Below are 20,327 nucleotides of genomic sequence, written 5' to 3'. Positions count from 1 at the left end.
TCTGGACTTTATTACGACGTATCTACCCTGAGAAACATCATGAACCATAAAATACCTGTCGCGATTGCTGTTACTCTGATACAAACAACAGCGCTCGGATTCACTGCTATTTCATCCACCCCTGAGATAAAACTGATTGAGGCTCAAGGCGAAGTAACTCTCCTCCGGGGAGATGCGGAGACATCAATCAAACCAGGGGAAGTACTTCAGCCCGGTGATATTCTAATACCCTCGTCAATCGTGAGGATTCGCTGCCCTAATGGGGCTAAACCACTATTACCTGCCAATGTATCATCGGGCGTAAACAGCACTTGCCACCTATCTAACAAACCAGATGAGCGTATTACAGTTATTAGATATAGACTGGGTGGAAGTAATTCAGAAATTCCATACATACTTAGTCCTCGCATGACTTATCTGCTCAATGAAAGACCAACTTTTCATTGGAATGAAGTACCGGGAACAAACAGCTATACCGTAAAAGTATTAGGACCAGCAGGGTTCGTAAAGTGGGAACAAGAAAAAATTACCTCTACGGAGCTAAAGTATCCTAATGATGCCCCTTCTTTGACAGAGGGAGTTCAATATTTGCTGACTGTTATAACAGAACATGGCAGATCCTCACGTGAAGATGATGGTTCTGGAGGCAGTTTAGGTTTTGAAATCCTTCCAGAAAATAAGCGGAAAAAAATACTCAATAAAGTAGTAGAAATTAACAATTCAAACTGGACGGATGAAAATAAGGCACTTGCCCTAGCTGAAGTTTACAGTGCTGAAGATTTAATAACTGATGCGATTAAAGAACTCAGACAACTAGAAGGAGCCAAAACACCATTTGTGTACAGCAGACTGGGGAAACTCTATGCAGAATCCGGACTCAACTTGCTAGCTGAGGATTACTATTCCAAGGCAATAGAGCGCTTTGACCCTATCGAGCATAGCTACTATCTAACAGAATCAAAAGCTGGCTTAGCAGGAGTCAAGCTCATTCTAGGCAAGCAAGAGGAGGCAGAACAACTAGAAACCCAAGCAAAATCTGGATATGAAGTTTTGGGAGAGAGTGAAAGCGCCAAAGATCTAGAAATCACACTGACAGAATTGAGAAAAGAATTAAGAAAGCAAGGGGAAAATAATGGTCAGTCTAATCCAAAAGAGAGTGTTATTATAATTACACCGCGAAACAATTAATTGACTGCAAGATTTTACTGCCAAACTACTATTACCAAGGATTGCCAATCACTGTGAAACCACTCCAGTAGTAAGGATGAGTAAATTCTTGATCTTTTAGATTCCTCAGCAACTTAGAGGGTAGAGGATAGCTACTACTCCTCGTTACGATTTGACCTCCCTCCAATCGCACTTCACCTCGGCTCATCGCTAGCTGAGCTTGTTGTAATGCTTTAGCCTTAATCGGAATTTCAGTTTCTCCCATTTTCTCGTAGAAGGAGATCATGAGCGCCAGTGTACCAAGATCACTGACAGCCCATAAACTTCCCAAGGCTGACTTGACACCAGTCCGTTTAGCAAACCCAGCAAATCCTAATTCTGACTCTGAGTCACCCATCACCGTGCGACAAGCACTTAACACCAACAGTTCAACTAATGGGTCATTTAAATTTAGCTGACTGAGTTGATCAAATGTTAGCTTTTTACTATTACCCAAGCGAATGTATGAATTAACAGGATCTCCCGGTTGGAAGTTGGCATGAGTTGCCAAGTGAACAATACGAAATTCTGGCGTGCGCTCCTTGGTTAGATTTTCTAGGTTGAAGTCGTCGTTGAGAAACTCTTTCCCTGACCAAATTTGTTGAGTAATTACACTTAGTTCTACAGGGACTGCTGGTAACGATTCTTCTCCAGTTGTAAAGTTTTCAGCCCCCATAGCTAAAACTTGAAAGTCCTGAATATTGACATAGCGAGTATCAGTAAGGCTTAGGCTAGGCATTAAACCCACGCTATACTTGTTTAAAATTGACAATCCTTCTTTATCGTAAAGTGTTGCTAAAGGTAGCGATCTAAGACCACTATCCATGATGAAAACTAGGTTCTCAATTTGTTGATTTTGTAAATCTGGCTCGATGGATTCAATTAACCACTGATATATTTTTTGAGCTAGTTCTATGTAGTCATTTTTCTGATTTTGATTGTTGGAAACAAGCCCCTGAAATTGACTAACTGTTTCGAGAATATCACTGACCGAGACTTCTGCTATTCGTTTCCGAATTGGTTTTCCGTTAGCTGTTACTACAACTATTCGTAACTGATCTTCAACTTCAGGGCGAAGATTGCGCCTAATCTTACTCTGAGCTGTTGTATCCACCACTAATCCTTGCTCGTTGAACTCCCACACCTCCAGCTCAGAGGAAAGCTCTGATGACTGACTTTGGTATTGAAGTAGCGGATTCATTGGAGCAAAAAATACATAAATCAGTGCTGATTTAACTCCTGTTTGCTCCTCAATCGCCCGGAGTTCTTCCTGAGCATCCTCTAGTGTTTTAATTGGAGTCCCCGACTGCCCTAGATACTGCTCAAACTCACTGGTAAACAATTCCTCTAGTTCAAAAACCAACTCTGGAAGAGGATTACTCGCCCTCAGATTGCTGATTTCAAGATTACAGTCAGGTGGACAATTGCCAGATATAAAAGAGTTGTCTTGAGGTGAAATCAAAGCGTTATCTTGAGTAACGAAATCAATATCACTAGGAGAAATACCTTGGCTGACAACATTTGGGAAAGACTGTGGTGGCAAAATCACAGAAGGTAGCGGCGAGAAAACAAAAGAGTTATTTTGAGCAATGATCTGAATATCGTTTGGCGGAGTCCCCTGGCTATAAGAATCTGAAAAAGACTGTGGTGGCACAATTGAATTATCAGTGCCAGTAGTAATAGCTCCAGCAGTTCCGTTTAAAGAGGCATTTCCTACATCAAAGGAAATACCAACACCACCTCCATGTCGAATGATGACCTGACCTCCTGTACTCCCAGCAGCAGTAGAAATGCTGGCATCTATATCATTCTGATCTGTAAACGTGCCTGTGGCGCTGAAAAATCCTTTGGCGGTAATGTCAACATCACCCCCTGTGTCGCTGTCCCCCCCTTGAGCATTGATAGAGGTAACTTGAACATTTCCTTGAGCATCAAGGGTTACGTTTCCACCGTTACCAGCACTCCCGTTGCTTGCTGAACTGGTATCAATCTGTGTCGTATTAATGTCATCCCCGGCCGAAAGTGCGATCGCTCCCCCATTCCCACTTACTGAACTGGTATCAATCTGTGCCGTGTTAATGTCATCCCCCGCCGAAAGTGCGATCGCTCCCCCATTCCCACTGACTGCACTGGCATCAATCTGTGCCGTATCGATATCACCAGCACTAGAAAATGAGATGGTTCCCCCATCTCCAGAATCCGAACTGGTATCTATCTGTTCCGTTTTAATCTCACCAGCACCAGACAAAGTGACAGTTCCCCCATCTCCAGAATCCGAACTGGCATCTATCTGTGCCGTGTTAATCTCACTAACACCAGAAAGTGACAACGAGAGAGTAACCTGTCCCGAATCAGTATCAACAGTAACCTCATCAGCACTAGAAAAAGAGACAGTTCCCCCATTTCCCGAAACCGAACTCGCATCTATCTGTTCCGTGCTAATCTCACCAACACTAAACAAAGAGACAGTTCCCCCATTTCCCGAAACCGAACTGACATCTATCTGTTGCGTACTAATGTCATCAGGGGGAGAAAATGAGAACGTCATCTGTCCCGTATCAGTCCCATCAGCAATATCAACAAAACCGGAAAAAGAGACAGTTCCCCCATTTCCGGAAACCGAACTGGCATCTATCTGTGCCGTATTAATATCACTCGCACCCGAAAAAGAGATAGTCCCTCCATCTCCAGAGGTCGCACTCGCCTTAATTTCAGCCGTGTTAATCTCATCAGCAGCCGAAAGTGCGATCGCACCCCCGTTACCATCCGTTGAAAAAGCCCAAATTTCTCCTGAACGGGTATCAATCGAACCATTCGTACTGGTTAGAGAAATCTGACCCCCATTTCCTGTGTTGGTGCTAGAAATCAGTGTTCCCTCACCGTTTTGACCCAAAAGACCTGTAGTTGTGATATTACCTCCCGCTTGCAGGGTTATAGATCCAGCATCCCCTGTCGGATTAACGTAACTACCGATAGACTTAACCGTAATGTTGCCCCCAGCTTGTAACGCGACAGAACCTCCCCTACCATCAGGCGTTACAGATAAGATATCTCCAGAACTCGTATTAATAGAACCATTCGTACTGATCAGGGAAATATCACCCCCATTGCCGCTACCATTAACACTAACCGACGCATTGATACTGGCGTCCGCTATATCAGCAACGCCTGCTGAGATATTTTCCGGATCGACGAGTTCCACGAGAAAATTCTCTATCGTTGTGATATCCCCCGCCGCTTGCAACGTTACAGAACCAGCATTCCCTGTATTCACACTGGTATCAATACCATCAAACACAATTCCGCCCGTTGTCGCAGTTAACTCGACCGAACCACCCGCTGTCGTTAGGCGTGAATTAATCTGAATATCTCGACCCGCCTCAAAGCGAATCGTCTCACCAAACGTCTGATTGGTGAAATTCAAAGTCGTCCCAGCCTGGGCAATAATATCTTGCTGTGCTTGCAGAAGAATATTACCCGTCAAAGCCGTCAATGCTGTGTCATCAATTTGAAAATCAACCCCATCCCCACCATCATCAAAGAGAATTTGTTCGTCTACGCCAGGAGAAATCTCTCCATTATCATCAGCCACCTCATCATCCGGCTCAATAATAATATCTCTAGGGTCGAGTAAAATAGTCCCATCTTGACCATTTGCCGCCGACACATCCACATAACCACTAAAGGCTAATGCGTCTTTTCCCGACACCTCAACAAAACCACCATCCCCAGAAATACTCCCCCCACCAGTGCTAATATTGCCATTAAACCCAGTAGCGTCATCCGCCCAAACAATTACCTGTCCCCCATTCCCCTCAACCAGCGCATCTGCATTAATCCTGGAATCAGCACTAACCAACGTCCGCAACGCATTCGGTATCGTACCCTGACCTTGATAATCCCCTCCGACTCTCACCAATCCACCGCCGTTCGTACCCGAAGCATCCACCGTAGCCCCGAATACACCAACGCGCTGACCTAAAATATTCACCTCACCGCCAACTTTACCCACACCCAGATTAGAGACATCCAGCCTACCAGACGCGATCGCACTTCCTTCAGTTGTTGGTATCCTTGTCCCAGAATCCCCTAACTGCACCGTACCATCCGCACCCGTCGTCAATCCCGTCTCCATCTCCGTCGCCCCAACCGTCAGCAAATCCGGTAAATCCCGTGCGGTAAACGGTAACGCTTGTCCATCCGCTGTCCGAGGTGCTTCAATCTCCAAACTCAACAAATGTCCCGACTGACGAATCCGGACTCGATTTTTCCCCGGTATCGCCGCCATCGTAATGGTTCCTCCGGGTGCCCGGATTTCTCCCGTATTGACCACCGTACCACCCAGCAGGGTTAAGGTTTGACCTTCCAGCACCTCCAAGTTACCAGCATTAATAATACTTCCCGGTTGCATCGAATCAAACGCAAACTGACTCGGTGTACCACTTAAATTCGAGTAGTCATTCTCACCAAACCCATTGAACCAATACCCATTCTCAAACCCCACACCCGTCGCCGTTGTCAGCGTAAACGCCGCCGGAACATTAATTTGAGCCTCTGAACCCAGCACCCAACCCGCCGGATTCATCAACACTAAATTAGAGTTACCCCCCATCACCTGAATTAAACCATTAATCTGAGAGGCATCACCGCCAACAACTCGCCCGATAATATGCTGAATCGTAGGATTCGATAAAAAATTGGCAATTTGACCCGAATCTAAGCCAAACTGCTCAAAACTGTGGAACAGATTTGCCCCATCTCCCGAAAACGTGCCACCGTGGATATCGAAGCGGTTTCCATCCGGTGTTACCATCGTCCCCGTATCATCTGCTGCTGGAGTAATGGATTGAGCATCGGTAGAGGAAGGAGTGAGCATTCCTGCCAACAAGACAAGCAGAAAAGTCCAAACCGGGCGAACTTTAGGATACGGCATGGTTCAATACCCTTTTACGCTCTCTAAGGAAAAGTTTCCCCCATAAACTGACTTTTTTTGCCAAACGACCAAAAAACTTAACAAATCCGGCGTCTTCTTCTCTAGAGTCAACGGCTATAGCAGTAGACACATCGATTAGGACTTTCGGCATCATTGTAGAGACGTTCCATGGAACGTCTCTACATAAATCATCTGTCCTAACAGCTATATCGCTACCCATTTCCAATTTAAATGCGTAATAGTTTAGCCGAGGTAATGGTGTGTTACGCTACGCTCTCCCCACGATGGCGGCGTGGCACACCTTAATTGGTGGATTAGCATTGTAGGGGCGCACCGACGTGCGCCCGATTTAATTGTCTGTTAAATTTATTCCACGTAGTGCGAGCATCTTGCTCGCTACCCATTCCCAATTTAAATGCATGACAGCTTAACAAACCAAAACTGATTTTAGACCGCTCCAGCATCAAAGGAATTAACAAAAGCGCCAGTTAACTTTCCACATCTGTATCAATTTCCACGTCGAGGGTTTCTTCATCAATGCGGACATACAAAATATTCGGCTGACAACACACCTGACAATCCTCAACATACGATTGCTGAGATCCAGCACTAATGTCAATAAAGGTGACATTGGCTTCGCCACAGTAGGCGCAACTGTATTCGGCTGTGTTTTCCATGATGACGACTGATAACGTATAGATCAGTTAGGGGTGAGATCGGGCGGGTTTTGTTGTTCGGTTATTGGTGACTATCGAAATTGAGTGGCTAAACCCGCCCCTACAATTTCCTAAACCCGCCCCTACCATTGATCTATGACTGATGATTGCGTTCCCAAAGTTGATGGAGAATTTGGACATGAACCTCACGAGTAATCGGATAAAAATAGCTAAAAACCAAACCGCAAATTAAGATCAATGTCGGTAACGGACCAATAATCATCCGGATGGCGAACAACGGCATCCCGATTAAATAAACCGCTTTTTTGCCGACTCGCTTACTCACAAAACTCCAAATAAACATCATCATCAGTGCCGTTCCTTGCACCGCGATCGCGACTTGGGTAAAGTGGTGATCAGGTAATCCCATCCAGTTAATCACAAAGTAGGGCAAAATCGCAGCAGTGATCTGTACGCCTAACCAAGAGCAAAGATAAATGCCCATGACATACAAAAAGGGGCGATTGGCAAAAATATAGCCAATTTGCGATCGCCAAGGTAACGATGGGCGTACCGGCGCATTCACTGTATCCGTTGCTTGCTGATTGAGGACAACCCGATGAGTTCCTAAAACACTGACGTAGACAGATACAACAGCACAAGTGGCACAGACAATTCCTAACACTAAATATTTTTGGCTAGGGTGTTCCACTACAGAAAAGATAACTTGAGCCAAGACTAATGCCAAAATTGCACCGCCGACAGAAAATGCCGATTTAAAACTGATCAAGCTAGTTCGTTCGTGATAATCTTGAGTCAGTTCGGGAGCTAGGGCAGAGAAGGGCAGCAGCACTGATGTAAACGCGGCATAAAATAGAACCCCTAAAACACCGTAGTAACCGAATAAAGCCTGCTGATTCAACGTTACATCTTGACTAAACGTCGGCACAATCCACAGCAACCCAAAAAAGAGTCCCAAAGGAACCGCGCCACAGACAATCCACGGATACCGCCGTCCCCAAGGCGAACGGGTGTGATCACTAAGCCAGCCAATCAGCGGATCATTAATCGCATCCCAGGCTTTGCTAATCAGCATCACAGTCCCCGCTTTACTCGCACTAAGTCCAGCGATATTCGTGAGAAAAAATAAGAAGAAAAAGGATAAAATATTGCCAGGAATCGCGGCTGATAACTCACCTAATCCATAGGTGAACTTGGTGGTAAAACGCAGCGTTTTAGTCTCTGGCTTCGGTAAGGCAGATGAGGGAGAGTGATCCATAGCGTTAACTTTAGAGTTTGTAGTAAGCGCTTTAGCGCTGATCTCTCTTGGACTGACAACAAAGCCAAAGCCTTATTATTACTACCTTATACCCCACACCCTATCTACTTGGAAAGTAGCGTGTCACTCCGTCAGGTTTATGGCACTAAAGTGCCTACTACGAGCAATGGCACTAAAGTGCCTACTACGAGCAATGGCACTAAAGTGCCTACTACGAACAATGGCACTAAAGTGCCTACTACGAACGGAACGAACGCGATCGCCTGATCAATTACGTCTGACAATTTTGCTTCCCCTGACATCCCAGAGGATAGGCTGAATTGTAGGTATGCGATCGCTTACCAAACCAACTGTACCGATTATCACGCACCTGTTGATAGGTGCGATCGCCTAGCCACTTCATTCCCGGCATTGTCCGATACGCTGAGACAAATACCTCTCCCATCGGCAACAGACGCCCAATTTCCTCCGCCGCCTCACTCCCTTGCCACCGACGTTCCGGGGATGCCCCATCAATGAGAATCATCCCTAGTTCGCAGTCTTGGGAAGTCACACCGAAGGTTTCACAGGTGGCTTCATCCTGCATGGGAATGTAGTCAAACTGCTGTCCTTGATCCAGATTTTCCAGAAGCTGCACCAACGTGACACAAAGATTGCAGTTGCCGTCGTAAATAACGTGATATCGCATCAAAGGGGTTAATCGCACTCCTTATGAGTTATCTTTATTTATTTTATCTCTTCCTATAGGATGATAACAAAAACAAGCAATAGTGTTAATTTATATCTATTTATATATTATGTTTATGGTGGTAAGTGCTTTAGGCTAATAAGATAGTGTTAAAATTCAGAAATTTACATAGAGGTAAGTTAGTTAATAAGCCCAACTCTTCTAAGTCAAAGGAAATAGCAGTACCGTTGTAAAAAAAATTACCAACCTAATTTGGTTTATGTCTTTTGAGGGATTAAATAAAAATCTTTTTTGTGTAATCTGAAATTAGAGTGCGAGAGTTGAACTCTCAAAACTCGGAATAAAGAAACACGGAGACCAATCTATGAATCTCATCAAAATAGAAAAGTTTTACCCCAATTATAAAGAACAGATTTTTGGTGGCGATGACATTAAAGGATATGATGTCTACACAGATCGTGAAGAGAAAATCGGTGAAGTTCATGATGCTCTTCTAGATGAAACAGGTCATTTCCGGTATCTAGTCATTGATACAGGGTTCTGGGTCTTTGGTAAAAAGGTCTTGTTACCCGTGGGTAATGCCCGGATGGACTATGATCGTCATCGGGTTTATGCGATCGGTATGACAAAAGCGCAAGCCGAAAGCTTACCGGAATACCATGACAACATGACCATTGACTACGACTACGAAGAACGAGTCCGCAACGTCTACCGACCAACGGCTGCTAATCGTTCAACCGCAGCAAAATCGGCTCAAGCAACAAGCTATAATCGCGACACCTACACGTATGATCATGAGCCGGAACTCTACGCCACCACGGAGCAGAATCATAAAAATCTCAAGCTGTATGAAGAAAAACTGATTGCCAACAAAGACCGTTACAAGAGTGGCGAAGTTGCTCTGGGTAAGCATGTAGAATCTGAAACGGCTCAGGTATCAGTTCCTGTAGAAAAAGAACGGGTGGTCATTGAGCGTAATACTCCTGCTGAAGCCCGCGAAGTTCAACCCGGTAATGTTGACTTCCAGGAAGGTGAAGTGGCTCGCATGGAAGTTCATGAAGAGGAAGCCAATATCGATAAGAAAGCCTTTGTGCGGGAAGAAGTTGGTGTCAAGAAAGAAGTTGAACGTGACACTGTAGATGCCCAAGAAAAGGTTCGCCGCGAAGAATTAGACGTTGATGTAGAGGGTAATCCTGTAGTCAAAGGTCGTCAGTAGAATTCTGTCTGAAAACCATTAAATTTCACCGATTGAACTAAATAAATTGGTGGATACGGGGGTGGGCATTGCCCACCCTACGTTTAATAAGTTTGGCTAGGTTGCATGAATTGAGTCGGAGAGGTAAACGATGATCCAAGAAGAACCTAAAGGAAGTTATACAAAGGAAAAAATTCAACAATTATTAGATCAATTTAGAGAAAGATTCACCTTCTTTACCATCGTAAATCAAAAAGGTAAAGTATTGGGGCGGGTTGAGGATTTCTGCGTCGCCAAAAATCATCGCCTTTATATGGTAATGTCTACCCAAGGGGCAAACAGTGACTCTCCTTGGTTTCTCCTTAGTCGCCAGCACATTCAGACCATTGAGCCAGAAAATAGAGCTGTAATTGTTGACCTATCACCAGCCGAACTTGAATACTTGCCTGTTTATCAAAAAAATGACGTAACCTCTACAAGTGCTGGGGATTCGGAAAAGCCTATAGAAGTTGAACAGAGAGTGAATCCTGATCTGGATCAGTCTGATCAGACGTCAGAGATAGTCGAAGAAGACATGATTCGCTTACTAGAAGAACAGTTAGTCGTCAACCGCAGTAAGCAGAAAGTCGGCGAAGTCGTTGTTCGCAAAGAAATTGAAACCCGTATGGTAGAAGTTCCAGTACGACGGGAAAAATTAATTGTTGAACAAGTTGGCGCAGACTCGAAACCACTGGCAGAAATTGATTTAGGCAAGGGAAAGGTTACAGGTGTTTCTGATAGTGTAGAGACAAGTCCTCAGACAACGACTACCGTCAAGGGTGAATTTGTCTCGCCTAAAGCCGCCAGTGATCTTTTAGCCGCGATCGCGCTACAAGATAATCACGGTTGTGCTAATGTGCGTGTAGAGCTAGTGGTGGACAATCCAGAGCTTCAGGAAATGTACCAAAAGATGTTTGATCGCTGCCGTGGAAGTAGATAGAAAGCAGGGGAAGCGGTGTAGAGACGTAGCATGCTACGTCTGGAAGATGGGGAAGATGGGGGAGTAAACGAATGACGAATGACGAATGACGATCTCCACCGTTAACTTTTATTGTGCCTACCTACTGATTAGATGACAAACTAAACCAAAATGGTCAGATGGGAAAACATTAGGACAATTCGGGGAAATAGGTTCTAATCCCAAGCGTTCAATGGATTGCGGCTGCCAACTTGAAGCAGTTGAACGGAGTAAGATGCGGTCAAAGCGGACTTTTTTATGTTTTTGTTTTTGCTGTAACCGCATGACATTAATATCTGTATCTTCCGTATAACCCGGTTCATTCTCTCTAAGAACTGCCCACAGATCTTGATAGCGAGGGTCAAGATTACGGTTTTCATCTTGCCAAGACGAACAAAAATTAAAGTCTCCCATCAGTACAGTATGATCGGCGTGTTCTAAGAGGGGAAAGATATCAGCAAGCTGCATGGCACGGATGGGGGCAAACTTCTTTTTACTTTCTAAATGAACTGTAGCAATATTAAAATTTTGTCCATTAAGCCGCAATTGGGCACAGAGAAATTTGCGACTCATTTGGCTAATCAGATCACAGAAAAATAACCGATGAATGGGAAGCTTAGACAGCAGGAGAACGCCATAAGGATTCACCGTTTCTCCGGTGGTGTCGGAACTATAATAATTGGTTCTGATCCAGTCTTGCTCTAAAATGAGTTTGAGAGAGGGTGGTGTCACCTCTTGCAACGCGATCGCGTCAGCCCCGCAGTCTTGAATTAGCTTCAGTATTGCCTCGTGGCGTTGTTGGCGATGATAGTCAGAAAACCAGATATTATAGGTGACCAGTGTTAGTTCACTGGTTTTTGTGTCACTGACAACATCGGTTGATTGAGTCCACGCTTGTTTTTCAAAATCAAACCTCTTGGGGTTGAGTTCTTGTAGGTGTGGAGGAATCTGAGCCTTAGTCATAAACGGTTAGTGATTCAATTACTATTACTTTTAGAGTAAGGATTCCCTTTCGTCAATAAACAGGGATTGCGGCGGATAACCGATCAAAAAAAGCTATCCTATTTGCCGGATAAATGATCAACCCGGATCAGTTTTTTCCGGATTTCTGCTAGTCTTGGTGTCTTCGGTTACAATGGTCGCGGTCAATCTGTAGGAAAATAAGAGTTCAAAACACGACCAGGCAAAACTCTGTCTGTGGATAAAGCAAATTCATGAAACCCCGAATCATCGTTTGTGGCTTGGGTCGCACTGGCTATCAAATTTTCTCACTATTAAAGCAACAGGGCGCCTCTGTTGTTGGAATTAGCGATCGCCTGGTTCCGGGTAACTGTCAGGATCTGATTATCGGCGATTTTCGGGCAGCCGCCACCCTACTCGCTGCTGGGATTCAGGAGGCGCAAACTCTAGTCCTCACCTCTAGCGATGATGCCTTGAATCTGGCGATTCTCACCCAAGCCCGAGTCCTTAATCCCCGGATTCGGATTATTAATCGGCTATTTAACAACAGCTTAGGCGATCGCTTGGATCAGATCCTGCCTAATCATGTCAGTCTCAGTGTCGCCGCATTAGCCGCCCCGGTGTTTGCCTTTGCTGCGATGGGGAATCAAGCGATTGGGCAACTGCGACTCTTTAATCAAACGTGGCCCATTCACGAAGAATACATTCATGACTCTCATCCCTGGAACGGGCGTCAGTTGAGTGAGTTGTGGGACGATCGATCGCGGATGTTGATCTACTATCGACCCCGGAAAGGGCAGGTGAGTTTAGTGTCGGCTGTTGTGCAAGAACAAACATTACAACCGGGCGATCGCTTGATTGTTGGCACTCAACCCAATGTCCGCAGCCGTCGAGGGTTGTGGCTACGCCGACTGTTTAAGGTTCTCACAAACCTGAAACAGTTTCAACACCATGGTCAACCCATTCTCGCTGGAACTCTCGCCCTACTGCTAACCATTTTTATCGCTACACTCACTTATGTTAGTGTGCAGTTGAATACCTCAATTGTTGACGCCCTCTATTTTTCCGTGGGTATGATTACTGGGGCGGGGGGGAAAGAAGAAGTGGCAGAATTAGCCCCCGACAGCATCAAAGTTTTTACGGCGGTGATGATGCTAGTTGGGGCGGGTGTGATTGGGATTTGTTACGCCCTACTCAACGATTTTATTTTAGGCACTCGGTTTAGTCAATTTTTAGATGCTGCCCGGGTTCCCAGTTGCCATCATTATATTGTTTGTGGTTTGGGGGGTATTGGTGTCCAAATCATGAATCAACTGCACACTCATGGCTATGACGTGGTTGTTATTGAACCTGATACCCACAATCGATTTCTCGGTGTTGCCCGTTCCTTGGGAGTCCCGGTGATTATCGGTGATGCGAGTTTGGCAACTAATTTAAAAGCGGCGAATATCCATACAGCGGAAGCCTTATTAGCAGTAACCAGTAGCGACATGACCAATGTCGAAATTAGTTTAAGTGCCAAAGCCTTAACCCCCAATTTACCCATCGTGGTGCGAAATCATGACCCTCAATTTGCCCGAGGGGTGCAGCAAGTGTTTAATTTTGAAGTGGTACTTAGTCCCACTGAATTAGCCACACCTGCTTTTGCCGCCGCCGCCTTAGGGGGGCGTATTTTAGGCAATGGTATGACCGGGAATACTCTTTGGGTAGCGTTGGCAACAACGATTACGCTAAAGCATCCATTCTGTGGACGCCGGGTGAGAGATTTAACCCTGGATATTGAGTTTGTTCCTCTATACATTGAAACCCGACATCAAAAGCTTCACGGTCGAGATTTATTGGAAACCGCGTTAGCAGCAGGTGATGTTTTATACTTGACCATGCCCGCGTCACAATTAGAACAGTTGTGGCGAGTCACCCCTTCTCAGTTGTTGGCAAGTTGAAGCTGGGGAGTGTTGAATGTTGACCCTTCGCTTCGCTAATTGGACTAGGTGTGCCAAACCACTCCACAAGCCCCATTGCGTCAACGTACTAATTCTTTAGATAGAGAGATTAATAAATCAAACTCCTATTTTAGGAAGAGGAACATTCTCTCCCAGTTTTTTAGGATTGATAGTAACGTCGAAATTAAGAATGTAATTATGCCATCTGAAGAACAAACATTTAAAGGTAAACAGACTACAACCGCTGCGGGAGCTAGAACAACAGGTATTGAGACTAAAAATCCTCAAGCCGATGAGCAAGCTTCTCAGAAAGATCCGGAAACCATCGCGGAAGCTGAAGGTGGAAACAAGCGTGTAGAAGGCGACCCCAATCAAGGGACTGACTCTCGTTAATAGTCTTCCGGATTGGCTAGATTTGCAAACAGCCTAAACGAATAAAACTGGTAGAGACGTAGCAGCCTACGTCTCTATTCTAGTGGTGTGGCACAGCTAATTTCTAGATTTAGATTCTTTTGGGTTTCCTGGCGTCAACCCAACCTACTGGACTGACACAGCTAAAATTGTGGGATAGATTTGACGGTTAAACTGGGCGCAAGCCTTGCGCCCCTACAATTCTAATCCACCAATTAAGGTGTGCCACGCCACTACTGGACTGACACAGCTAAAATTGTGGAAGAGATTTGACGGTTAAACTGGGCGCAAGCCTTGCGCCCCTACAATTCTAATCTACCATTTTAGCTGTGCCACGCCACTACAATCTATCTATACAACCCTTTTAGCTGTACCACGCCACTACGGAACTGGACAATCCCCTAGCGGCTCAACAGGCAATTGTGGTATAGAAATTGCACCATTATTTGCCGTTGTATCGGCTTTGAAGGTACTGTCAGGATCGGTGTAATTTAGTGAAAAGCCATTCTCGCTAGTATTATTACTTAAATCTAAACAGATAGTCGATTCCGGGTCAGGATTAATAAGGTCTGCTCCTGTCTGTACTAAAAAATCATTAGGATTGTTAACAATACCTGGGTTTCCTGTGAATATATTGAATCGGACACCCGCAAAAATTTCAGACTGATTCTCCGCTGCTATAAACGCACCAAAACGAGCATTATCCATTACTGTATTTCTTTCCAGCAATAGTTGAAGCGTTGCATTATTGAGTGCGTCTATAAAAATGCCATCGGGTTGGGGAAAATTTAGGTCAACGCCCTGGAAGCCATTCCTATCAACTTGATTATCAGTGATTGTCAGTCTCAGTGTAGCAGATTCTTGAATGCTAACACCGATACCGTGATGACCATTATTCAACATCTCATTGTTGTCAATCGTGACTCCTAAGTTTGAGTCTCCTATCATCAAGCCAGCAATCCCTAGAGTTTCGTTATCAGAAATCAGGTTATTTTGGATAATGACTTCCCCTTCAGCAGTCATCGTAGATTGTACAGTCATTCCCCGCCTCTGATTTCTAGTCAGGGTATTTTCGGCAATCGTTACCATTCCACGGGAATCTTCTAGGAACGTGAATATAATGCCATCCACCTGATTATTCAAAATAGTATTTTTTGTAATATTAAATCTTCCCTGGGCATTATCCCTTAGAAATAGGTTAATTCCATTAAACTGATTGTCCGATAGCGTATTATCTACAATCGTAACGGTTTCATCAGAATCTGCAAATAATCCCATGACAATCCCGTCTTCTTGATTACCCCTAAGATTATTGTTAGTAATCGTGACTCTTCCATCTAAATCATCTATTAGTGCCATAGAAATCCCATCAAATTGGTTGTCTGAAATTTCATTGTTGATAATTGTGACGCTTGAATTAGAATTGCTGAATAGCTCAGATAAAAGTCCGGCACTGCCATTGTTTTGACTTGTATTATCCTTAATATTAAAGTTAACATTGACAGCATTAGCCAATCTGAAACCAATGCCGTTAAGGAGATTATTCGCCAGGACATTTTCCGAAACCGTTACTGTACTGTCCTCAGTATTAAACAGAACAATACCCATCCCATCGCCTGTCGTATTGACAATCTGATTCCTGACCAGGTTTAAGTCAACCGAACCCGCCGTATTGCCAATAAAAAATCCGCTATTACCCAAACCACCTGTCGTATCAATACTATTATCAGTAACGGTGACAGTTCCTGTCGTCTCCAGTAGCACTATACCAGCTTGAGTTGAATTCGCGATCGCGTTCTCCCGAATCGTGACTGTATCAATCTCCCTCCCCTCAATCGCAAACGTACCTGCATCAGGGATATAAAACCCAGATAGGGTAGTTTGATTCCCCATCGTTACCGAAGCCGCCGCGCCTGGAGTAATCGTGGGGAGTACCCCTGCACCCGATAGCGGTAATTGCACGATCCCTCGTTCTACAGTATCCAATTGCTGAATGGGACCGGTGGATAACACCTGCACTTGATCAGGAATTGTAAACGGTGGAATTCCTGGATTGGTTCCGGGTTGTACATAAACAATATCATTACCATCGGATATCGTTTGAGTTAACCCATTCTCAACAGTACCCAAGGGATTTTCAAATGTACCATCTCCCCCCATTTCACCCAAAACAACATGCTGGAATACATAAGGTTCCCCTGTTTCCGGATTTCTCGCTGGTACCTCTTGAAAATCATCTTGATGATCAATCACAATCGCATTCGTTCGCTGTACCGATTCTGCTAATCGTGCCCAAACTTGATCCTCTTCATCCGCTAACCCCTGAGGGCGATTTCCGGGAAATGTTGCACCCACGGTAAAAACCAGATTCGTGCCAAATAAATCATCATTTTGCAAGGACAACCCCAGATTAAAATTATCTGAGGGACGCGCTTCCAATCTCACTCGCCATCCCCATATCTCTGAAGTCCCTTCCGCATCATACCAATACAATCCCCCATAGCCGCGTAGATCCCCATCTGTGCCAATTTGAGCAAGTTTTGCCCCAACTTCTGCATCCCATCCTCCCATAGCGGCTTCTTTATTTTGCCCCTGTTCTAAAATCAAGAAATTGCGGCGAAAGAAAATATCTCGCACCCCAGCATCACCGACTCCCTGGCGCGTATCGCCAATAGGTAAATAACCATTCACCCGAAAATCCCAAACCGTACCTAAACTTTCTATCCCTAACCCCAGTTGGTTAAATGTATTGTGACCCGTATGGCGGTTATCATAACCAATATAACCGCCCCAAATGCGATGGGAATTGGCATTATAGGTACGATATCCCAGAATCAGATTCCCCCCCAAATTGGCATCATCATTATCCAGGAATAATCGCCCTTCCAGAAACGTTAGAGTCTCACCCGGCGTTTGTAACAGGGGGACAAATCCCTCTAAACGGGTAAATCCATCAAATCCACCGCCGGAACTCGTATGTCCAATTCCCAAACGGGGTGTAATTCTTAAAGGAGTCGCCGTTTCGGGTGTCTCTGTCTGTGCTAACATTGGTGGGCTAGAGAGAGAAAGTAAAAATATACTGATTAATCCCAGTTTTGTGGTATTCATTCGTCATCAAGTCCAATTAGCGTTTGTAGTAAGCGCTTTAGCGCAACTACGAACCTTCTGTCTGCTGCTATATTACTGCCTTTGTGACCTGTATCACTACCTAATTCTATCGCAGATCACGATTTTTTTTTATAGAAATCACCAACTACCTTTTATAACGATCACAAAATTGACCTCGAAAATCTTTCATAATTATGACAATTGAAAGAAACATTTAATAGTTGTCAAGCTAATGAACGCGACTCTGCCTCAGACCAACATCGAAGAGTTAGTGATTAAAATTTTAATGAATCGCTGCCTCACTCCCGCCGATCAGCAATTTTTAAAATGCGCTGTACTCTATAAAGATAGCTTAAATGAGCATGAACGAATTCTCATTGAACGAGTTTTTTATGGAATTCGGCATGGATTGCTGCAAATTCTTGAATCCACATCGGTTTAGAGATTCTTTTAAATAGAGAAATTCAAGACCATTCATTTAGTCAGTACAAAACAGCCAGAGCAGATACCATAAACCTGACAGCCTTCTGCTCTCTGCTGTTTTGTCCTAGGAGTGTATCCTACCATTAGGCATAATAGTTCCAACTAAGGAGGCGTCACTTAAATCCGCTCCCGTTAAATTCGCGCCAATTAAGTTAGCGCCCTTGAGATTAGCATGACTCAAGTTAGCATCCGTTAAATACGCCAAAAGCAAACCCGCTCGCTTGAGATTCGACTGGGCTAAGTTAGCATACTCTAAGTTTGCCTCTAGCAAATTCGCCCCTGACAAATTGGCTTTATATAAATTAGCTTGGTTTAGATTGGCTTTGCTGAGTTGGGCGCTTTGCAAATTGGCTTTTTTGAGGAGCAATTCACTCAGATTGGCGTGACTCAGATTGGCATTTTGCAAGTGAGCGCCAGTCAGATTTGCCCCCGTAAGATTGGCGTGACTCAGATTTGCCCCACTCAAGTCAGCCCTTGACAAATTAGCATGACTCAGGTCAGCGCCCTTGAGATTAGCATCACTCAAGTCAGCCTCTGTTAAATTAGCATATCGCAAATTTACCCGATGTAAATAGGCTCGAATTAAACAAGCGCCCGTTAGATTTGCTCGTCTTAAGTCTGCTTCACTGAGAATGGCTCGATTTAAGATGACTCCCTTCAAGTCTGCGGCTTTGAGACTAGCCCGACTTAAGCTAGCTCCCGTACAATTTGCCTTTGCCAATTTTGCTCGTTTCATTTTGGCATCGATCAGACTTGTGCCAATTAAGGTAGCATATTGTAGATTTGTATCGAGTAGGATAGCGCCACTGAGAATCGCCCCACTCAAATCGGCTTCCTTGAGAATTGTAGCTGTCAAATTGGCTTGGCAAAGCGTGGCTTCAATTAATAGGGCATTCTTAAGATTAGCCTTGCTTAAATCTGCATCTTTAAGTTGAGCGCCAATTAGTTTCGCTTTGGCTAAATTCGCTCGCTGCAAATGGGCAGCACTCAAATTAATCCGATTCAGATTTGCTTGCGTTAAATTGGCTCTGCTCAAATTCACGCCAGGAAAATTTCGTTCTCCCGTTTCATGCAAACTCAGAAGTTTTGCTGTAGTCAAACATTGACTTGATTTCATAAAAAATGCTGGTTTTTATGGATTTTGGCTAGCTACGGGCTATCTATTGTGCTTTGGTTTTGACAAAAGCTTGTCAATTAGGATTTGTATTTTCCCTGATTTCAATTATGGATAAATCCCGAAAACAATAAGCTTGCCCTCAGTGGGGATTCAAAGCCTGTAAATTGGTTTAATTTAGGAATGAATTTTAAGGTCAATTCATTCCCTGTCTCTAGATAAGGATTGAATTATGAGTGCCACAGCTACCGACTTATTTCGATAGACTAATCGTTATTAATGATGATTTTTGTTTTCAAATCACTGAATAGAAATACAGTCGTGGCAACTCTTTTGGTATCACCTCCAAAAGTTGGCATGGTTAAACCCGAAGCAATAGGTGTAATTTATCGCCATTCTCGGTTTTGTTTCTCACCCATTTCTGAGTTCAGTGCGGTGTAAATAAGTGAGCAGCGAATACCTCTGCCAAACGCCGTTACTTAGAAAAACTGAAGTTTTTTATTAGGGCAAACCAACGGGTTTCACTGTAAATGCGTTGAAGTGATATAAAGCTAATCGATATCCTGAGCCTGAACTAGCCGATAACTGCTCACTGATATTCGTTATTCCAACCGCTACAAAAAGTCTTTTCCTGATGATGAATTCTTGTGCCAACCAGGTCTGGGCATTAAGCTAGAGAAATCGCTGCTTGTTAATGCCCTAGTGAATGTTACTACTGCGCCCAAGTCTTGAGAAGGCGTCATACCATTGGAGTTGAATTGCGTTAGTTTGGTGTTTATTACAACTGCTCGCCCAATTGTCAGTTACGAGCAAGGGGCTTCCGTCGATAGCCATCAGTTTCCCACTTAGAGGCATCCTCAGGCTATACGTTGTCAACAGGCTGACTTCGATTGGCTGAATTGATGGCGAGGAGCCACGTTGATCAAACTTATCCGATATAATTTTGCTAACTTATGCTAACAATGCACTCTAAAAGACAAGCTCTTAGAGAGGGGATATCTCCCAAAGCCCGTAGGAAAATCCCACGAGCGCCGTTAATGTCCCTGTCCATCCGAAATCCATCACCACCAACAATGACCTTCTTTCCACCAAGATTATAAATGATTTCACCTGTCCAGCTTACGGTTTTGCTGGTGTAGGCTTCATTACAATCAAGTACGACTTTGCCCGTCTCAAACGCTTTGTGCTTCAAAAACCTCTCAAAGCGGTAATGTGCCCAGGACAGCATTTGTCTAACTGATTTAGACCTGAGCTTTCTTGTGGACTTAACCACCATTTGAGACACGTCAAACGTCGGAAGTAAAATGACATCAAAGTTATCGACTAAGAATCGAGCAACTTTGTGATGCATCTC

The 20,327-nt window shown here is 44.3% G+C and carries 15 protein-coding genes; 6 read left to right on the top strand and 9 right to left on the bottom strand.

Features of this window, described 5'->3' with window-relative positions; genetic code table 11:
• Positions 1–39 precede the first annotated feature (39 nt).
• Entirely contained in the window at positions 40–1,188 is a 1,149-nt protein-coding gene (locus RIE73_RS03445; RefSeq protein ID WP_446399854.1) for a tetratricopeptide repeat protein, read from the top strand.
• A gap of 31 nt (positions 1,189–1,219) precedes the next feature.
• Here RIE73_RS03445 and RIE73_RS03440 read toward each other — a convergent pair whose 3' ends face one another.
• The 5 genes from RIE73_RS03440 to RIE73_RS03420 form a co-directional block, all read right to left on the bottom strand.
• On the bottom strand, positions 1,220–6,139 hold the full coding sequence (locus tag RIE73_RS03440; protein WP_446399853.1) for a CHAT domain-containing protein: 4,920 nt from the start codon (positions 6,137–6,139) through the stop codon (positions 1,220–1,222).
• The gene (locus RIE73_RS03435; RefSeq protein ID WP_446399852.1) at positions 6,126–6,293 is read right to left on the bottom strand and encodes a hypothetical protein; all 168 of its coding nucleotides are present in this window, start codon (positions 6,291–6,293) and stop codon (positions 6,126–6,128) included. The genes RIE73_RS03440 and RIE73_RS03435 overlap by 14 nt, the downstream gene beginning before the upstream one ends.
• A 334-nt stretch (positions 6,294–6,627) precedes the next feature.
• Positions 6,628–6,816 carry a CPXCG motif-containing cysteine-rich protein gene (locus RIE73_RS03430; protein ID WP_006104692.1) on the bottom strand — a complete coding sequence of 63 codons (189 nt, stop codon included), beginning with the start codon at positions 6,814–6,816 and terminating at the stop codon, positions 6,628–6,630.
• A gap of 133 nt (positions 6,817–6,949) precedes the next feature.
• A complete protein-coding gene (locus RIE73_RS03425) occupies positions 6,950–8,074 on the bottom strand; it encodes an MFS transporter (protein ID WP_446399851.1) in 1,125 nt (374 codons plus the stop codon).
• A gap of 271 nt (positions 8,075–8,345) precedes the next feature.
• Positions 8,346–8,762 (bottom strand): thiol-disulfide oxidoreductase DCC family protein, encoded by a 417-nt coding sequence (locus tag RIE73_RS03420; protein WP_446399850.1) that lies wholly within the window; start codon positions 8,760–8,762, stop codon positions 8,346–8,348.
• 364 nt (positions 8,763–9,126) lie between these two features.
• On the opposite strand from RIE73_RS03420, the gene RIE73_RS03415 reads away from it, so the two are divergent.
• Both RIE73_RS03415 and RIE73_RS03410 read left to right on the top strand, forming a co-directional pair.
• Positions 9,127–9,978 carry a DUF2382 domain-containing protein gene (locus RIE73_RS03415; protein WP_446399849.1) on the top strand — a complete coding sequence of 284 codons (852 nt, stop codon included), beginning with the start codon at positions 9,127–9,129 and terminating at the stop codon, positions 9,976–9,978.
• 130 nt (positions 9,979–10,108) lie between these two features.
• Positions 10,109–10,936: a DUF2382 domain-containing protein gene (locus RIE73_RS03410; protein WP_446399848.1), complete on the top strand. Its 828-nt coding sequence runs from the start codon at positions 10,109–10,111 to the stop codon at positions 10,934–10,936.
• 117 nt (positions 10,937–11,053) lie between these two features.
• On the opposite strand, the gene RIE73_RS03405 is transcribed toward RIE73_RS03410, so the two are convergent.
• Complete coding sequence (locus tag RIE73_RS03405) at positions 11,054–11,917, bottom strand: endonuclease/exonuclease/phosphatase family protein (RefSeq protein WP_446399847.1); 864 nt, start codon at positions 11,915–11,917, stop codon at positions 11,054–11,056.
• A 251-nt stretch (positions 11,918–12,168) separates the two neighbouring features.
• Between RIE73_RS03405 and RIE73_RS03400 the strand changes: the two genes are divergently transcribed.
• Together RIE73_RS03400 and RIE73_RS03395 are read left to right on the top strand one after the other, a co-directional pair.
• A complete protein-coding gene (locus RIE73_RS03400; RefSeq protein ID WP_446399846.1) occupies positions 12,169–13,857 on the top strand; it encodes a potassium channel family protein in 1,689 nt (562 codons plus the stop codon).
• Between the two features lie 198 nt (positions 13,858–14,055).
• Positions 14,056–14,250, top strand: a complete 195-nt coding sequence (locus tag RIE73_RS03395; protein WP_446399845.1) for a hypothetical protein — start codon at positions 14,056–14,058, stop codon at positions 14,248–14,250.
• A gap of 399 nt (positions 14,251–14,649) precedes the next feature.
• Here RIE73_RS03395 and RIE73_RS03390 read toward each other — a convergent pair whose 3' ends face one another.
• The gene (locus tag RIE73_RS03390; RefSeq protein ID WP_446399844.1) at positions 14,650–17,376 is read right to left on the bottom strand and encodes a right-handed parallel beta-helix repeat-containing protein; all 2,727 of its coding nucleotides are present in this window, start codon (positions 17,374–17,376) and stop codon (positions 14,650–14,652) included.
• A gap of 232 nt (positions 17,377–17,608) precedes the next feature.
• On the opposite strand from RIE73_RS03390, the gene RIE73_RS03385 reads away from it, so the two are divergent.
• A complete protein-coding gene (locus RIE73_RS03385) occupies positions 17,609–17,818 on the top strand; it encodes a hypothetical protein (protein ID WP_446399843.1) in 210 nt (69 codons plus the stop codon).
• A 105-nt stretch (positions 17,819–17,923) separates the two neighbouring features.
• Here RIE73_RS03385 and RIE73_RS03380 read toward each other — a convergent pair whose 3' ends face one another.
• Both RIE73_RS03380 and RIE73_RS03375 read right to left on the bottom strand, forming a co-directional pair.
• Complete coding sequence (locus tag RIE73_RS03380) at positions 17,924–18,976, bottom strand: pentapeptide repeat-containing protein (RefSeq protein WP_446399842.1); 1,053 nt, start codon at positions 18,974–18,976, stop codon at positions 17,924–17,926.
• Between the two features lie 943 nt (positions 18,977–19,919).
• A partial coding sequence (locus RIE73_RS03375) for a zinc ribbon domain-containing protein (protein WP_446399841.1) occupies positions 19,920–20,327 on the bottom strand: 408 nt, incomplete at its 5' end.

Source organism: Coleofasciculus sp. C1-SOL-03 (assembly GCF_040220555.1).
Taxonomy (GTDB): Bacteria; Cyanobacteriota; Cyanobacteriia; order Cyanobacteriales; family Coleofasciculaceae; genus Coleofasciculus.
Note: the sequence above shows the minus strand (reverse complement) of the source record. Positions and strands in the feature narration are given on the sequence as shown.

Excerpts from the sequence above, each read along its gene's own strand:
- RIE73_RS03445 (WP_446399854.1), top strand. The coding sequence starts at position 40 with ATGAACCATAAAATACCTGTCGCGATTGCTGTTACTCTGATACAAACA.
- RIE73_RS03440 (WP_446399853.1), bottom strand. The coding sequence starts at position 6,139 with ATGCCGTATCCTAAAGTTCGCCCGGTTTGGACTTTTCTGCTTGTCTTG.
- RIE73_RS03435 (WP_446399852.1), bottom strand. The coding sequence starts at position 6,293 with ATGATGCCGAAAGTCCTAATCGATGTGTCTACTGCTATAGCCGTTGAC.
- RIE73_RS03430 (WP_006104692.1), bottom strand. The coding sequence starts at position 6,816 with ATGGAAAACACAGCCGAATACAGTTGCGCCTACTGTGGCGAAGCCAAT.
- RIE73_RS03425 (WP_446399851.1), bottom strand. The coding sequence starts at position 8,074 with ATGGATCACTCTCCCTCATCTGCCTTACCGAAGCCAGAGACTAAAACG.
- RIE73_RS03420 (WP_446399850.1), bottom strand. The coding sequence starts at position 8,762 with ATGCGATATCACGTTATTTACGACGGCAACTGCAATCTTTGTGTCACG.
- RIE73_RS03415 (WP_446399849.1), top strand. The coding sequence starts at position 9,127 with ATGAATCTCATCAAAATAGAAAAGTTTTACCCCAATTATAAAGAACAG.
- RIE73_RS03410 (WP_446399848.1), top strand. The coding sequence starts at position 10,109 with ATGATCCAAGAAGAACCTAAAGGAAGTTATACAAAGGAAAAAATTCAA.
- RIE73_RS03405 (WP_446399847.1), bottom strand. The coding sequence starts at position 11,917 with ATGACTAAGGCTCAGATTCCTCCACACCTACAAGAACTCAACCCCAAG.
- RIE73_RS03400 (WP_446399846.1), top strand. The coding sequence starts at position 12,169 with ATGAAACCCCGAATCATCGTTTGTGGCTTGGGTCGCACTGGCTATCAA.
- RIE73_RS03395 (WP_446399845.1), top strand. The coding sequence starts at position 14,056 with ATGCCATCTGAAGAACAAACATTTAAAGGTAAACAGACTACAACCGCT.
- RIE73_RS03390 (WP_446399844.1), bottom strand. The coding sequence starts at position 17,376 with ATGAATACCACAAAACTGGGATTAATCAGTATATTTTTACTTTCTCTC.
- RIE73_RS03385 (WP_446399843.1), top strand. The coding sequence starts at position 17,609 with ATGAACGCGACTCTGCCTCAGACCAACATCGAAGAGTTAGTGATTAAA.
- RIE73_RS03380 (WP_446399842.1), bottom strand. The coding sequence starts at position 18,976 with ATGAAATCAAGTCAATGTTTGACTACAGCAAAACTTCTGAGTTTGCAT.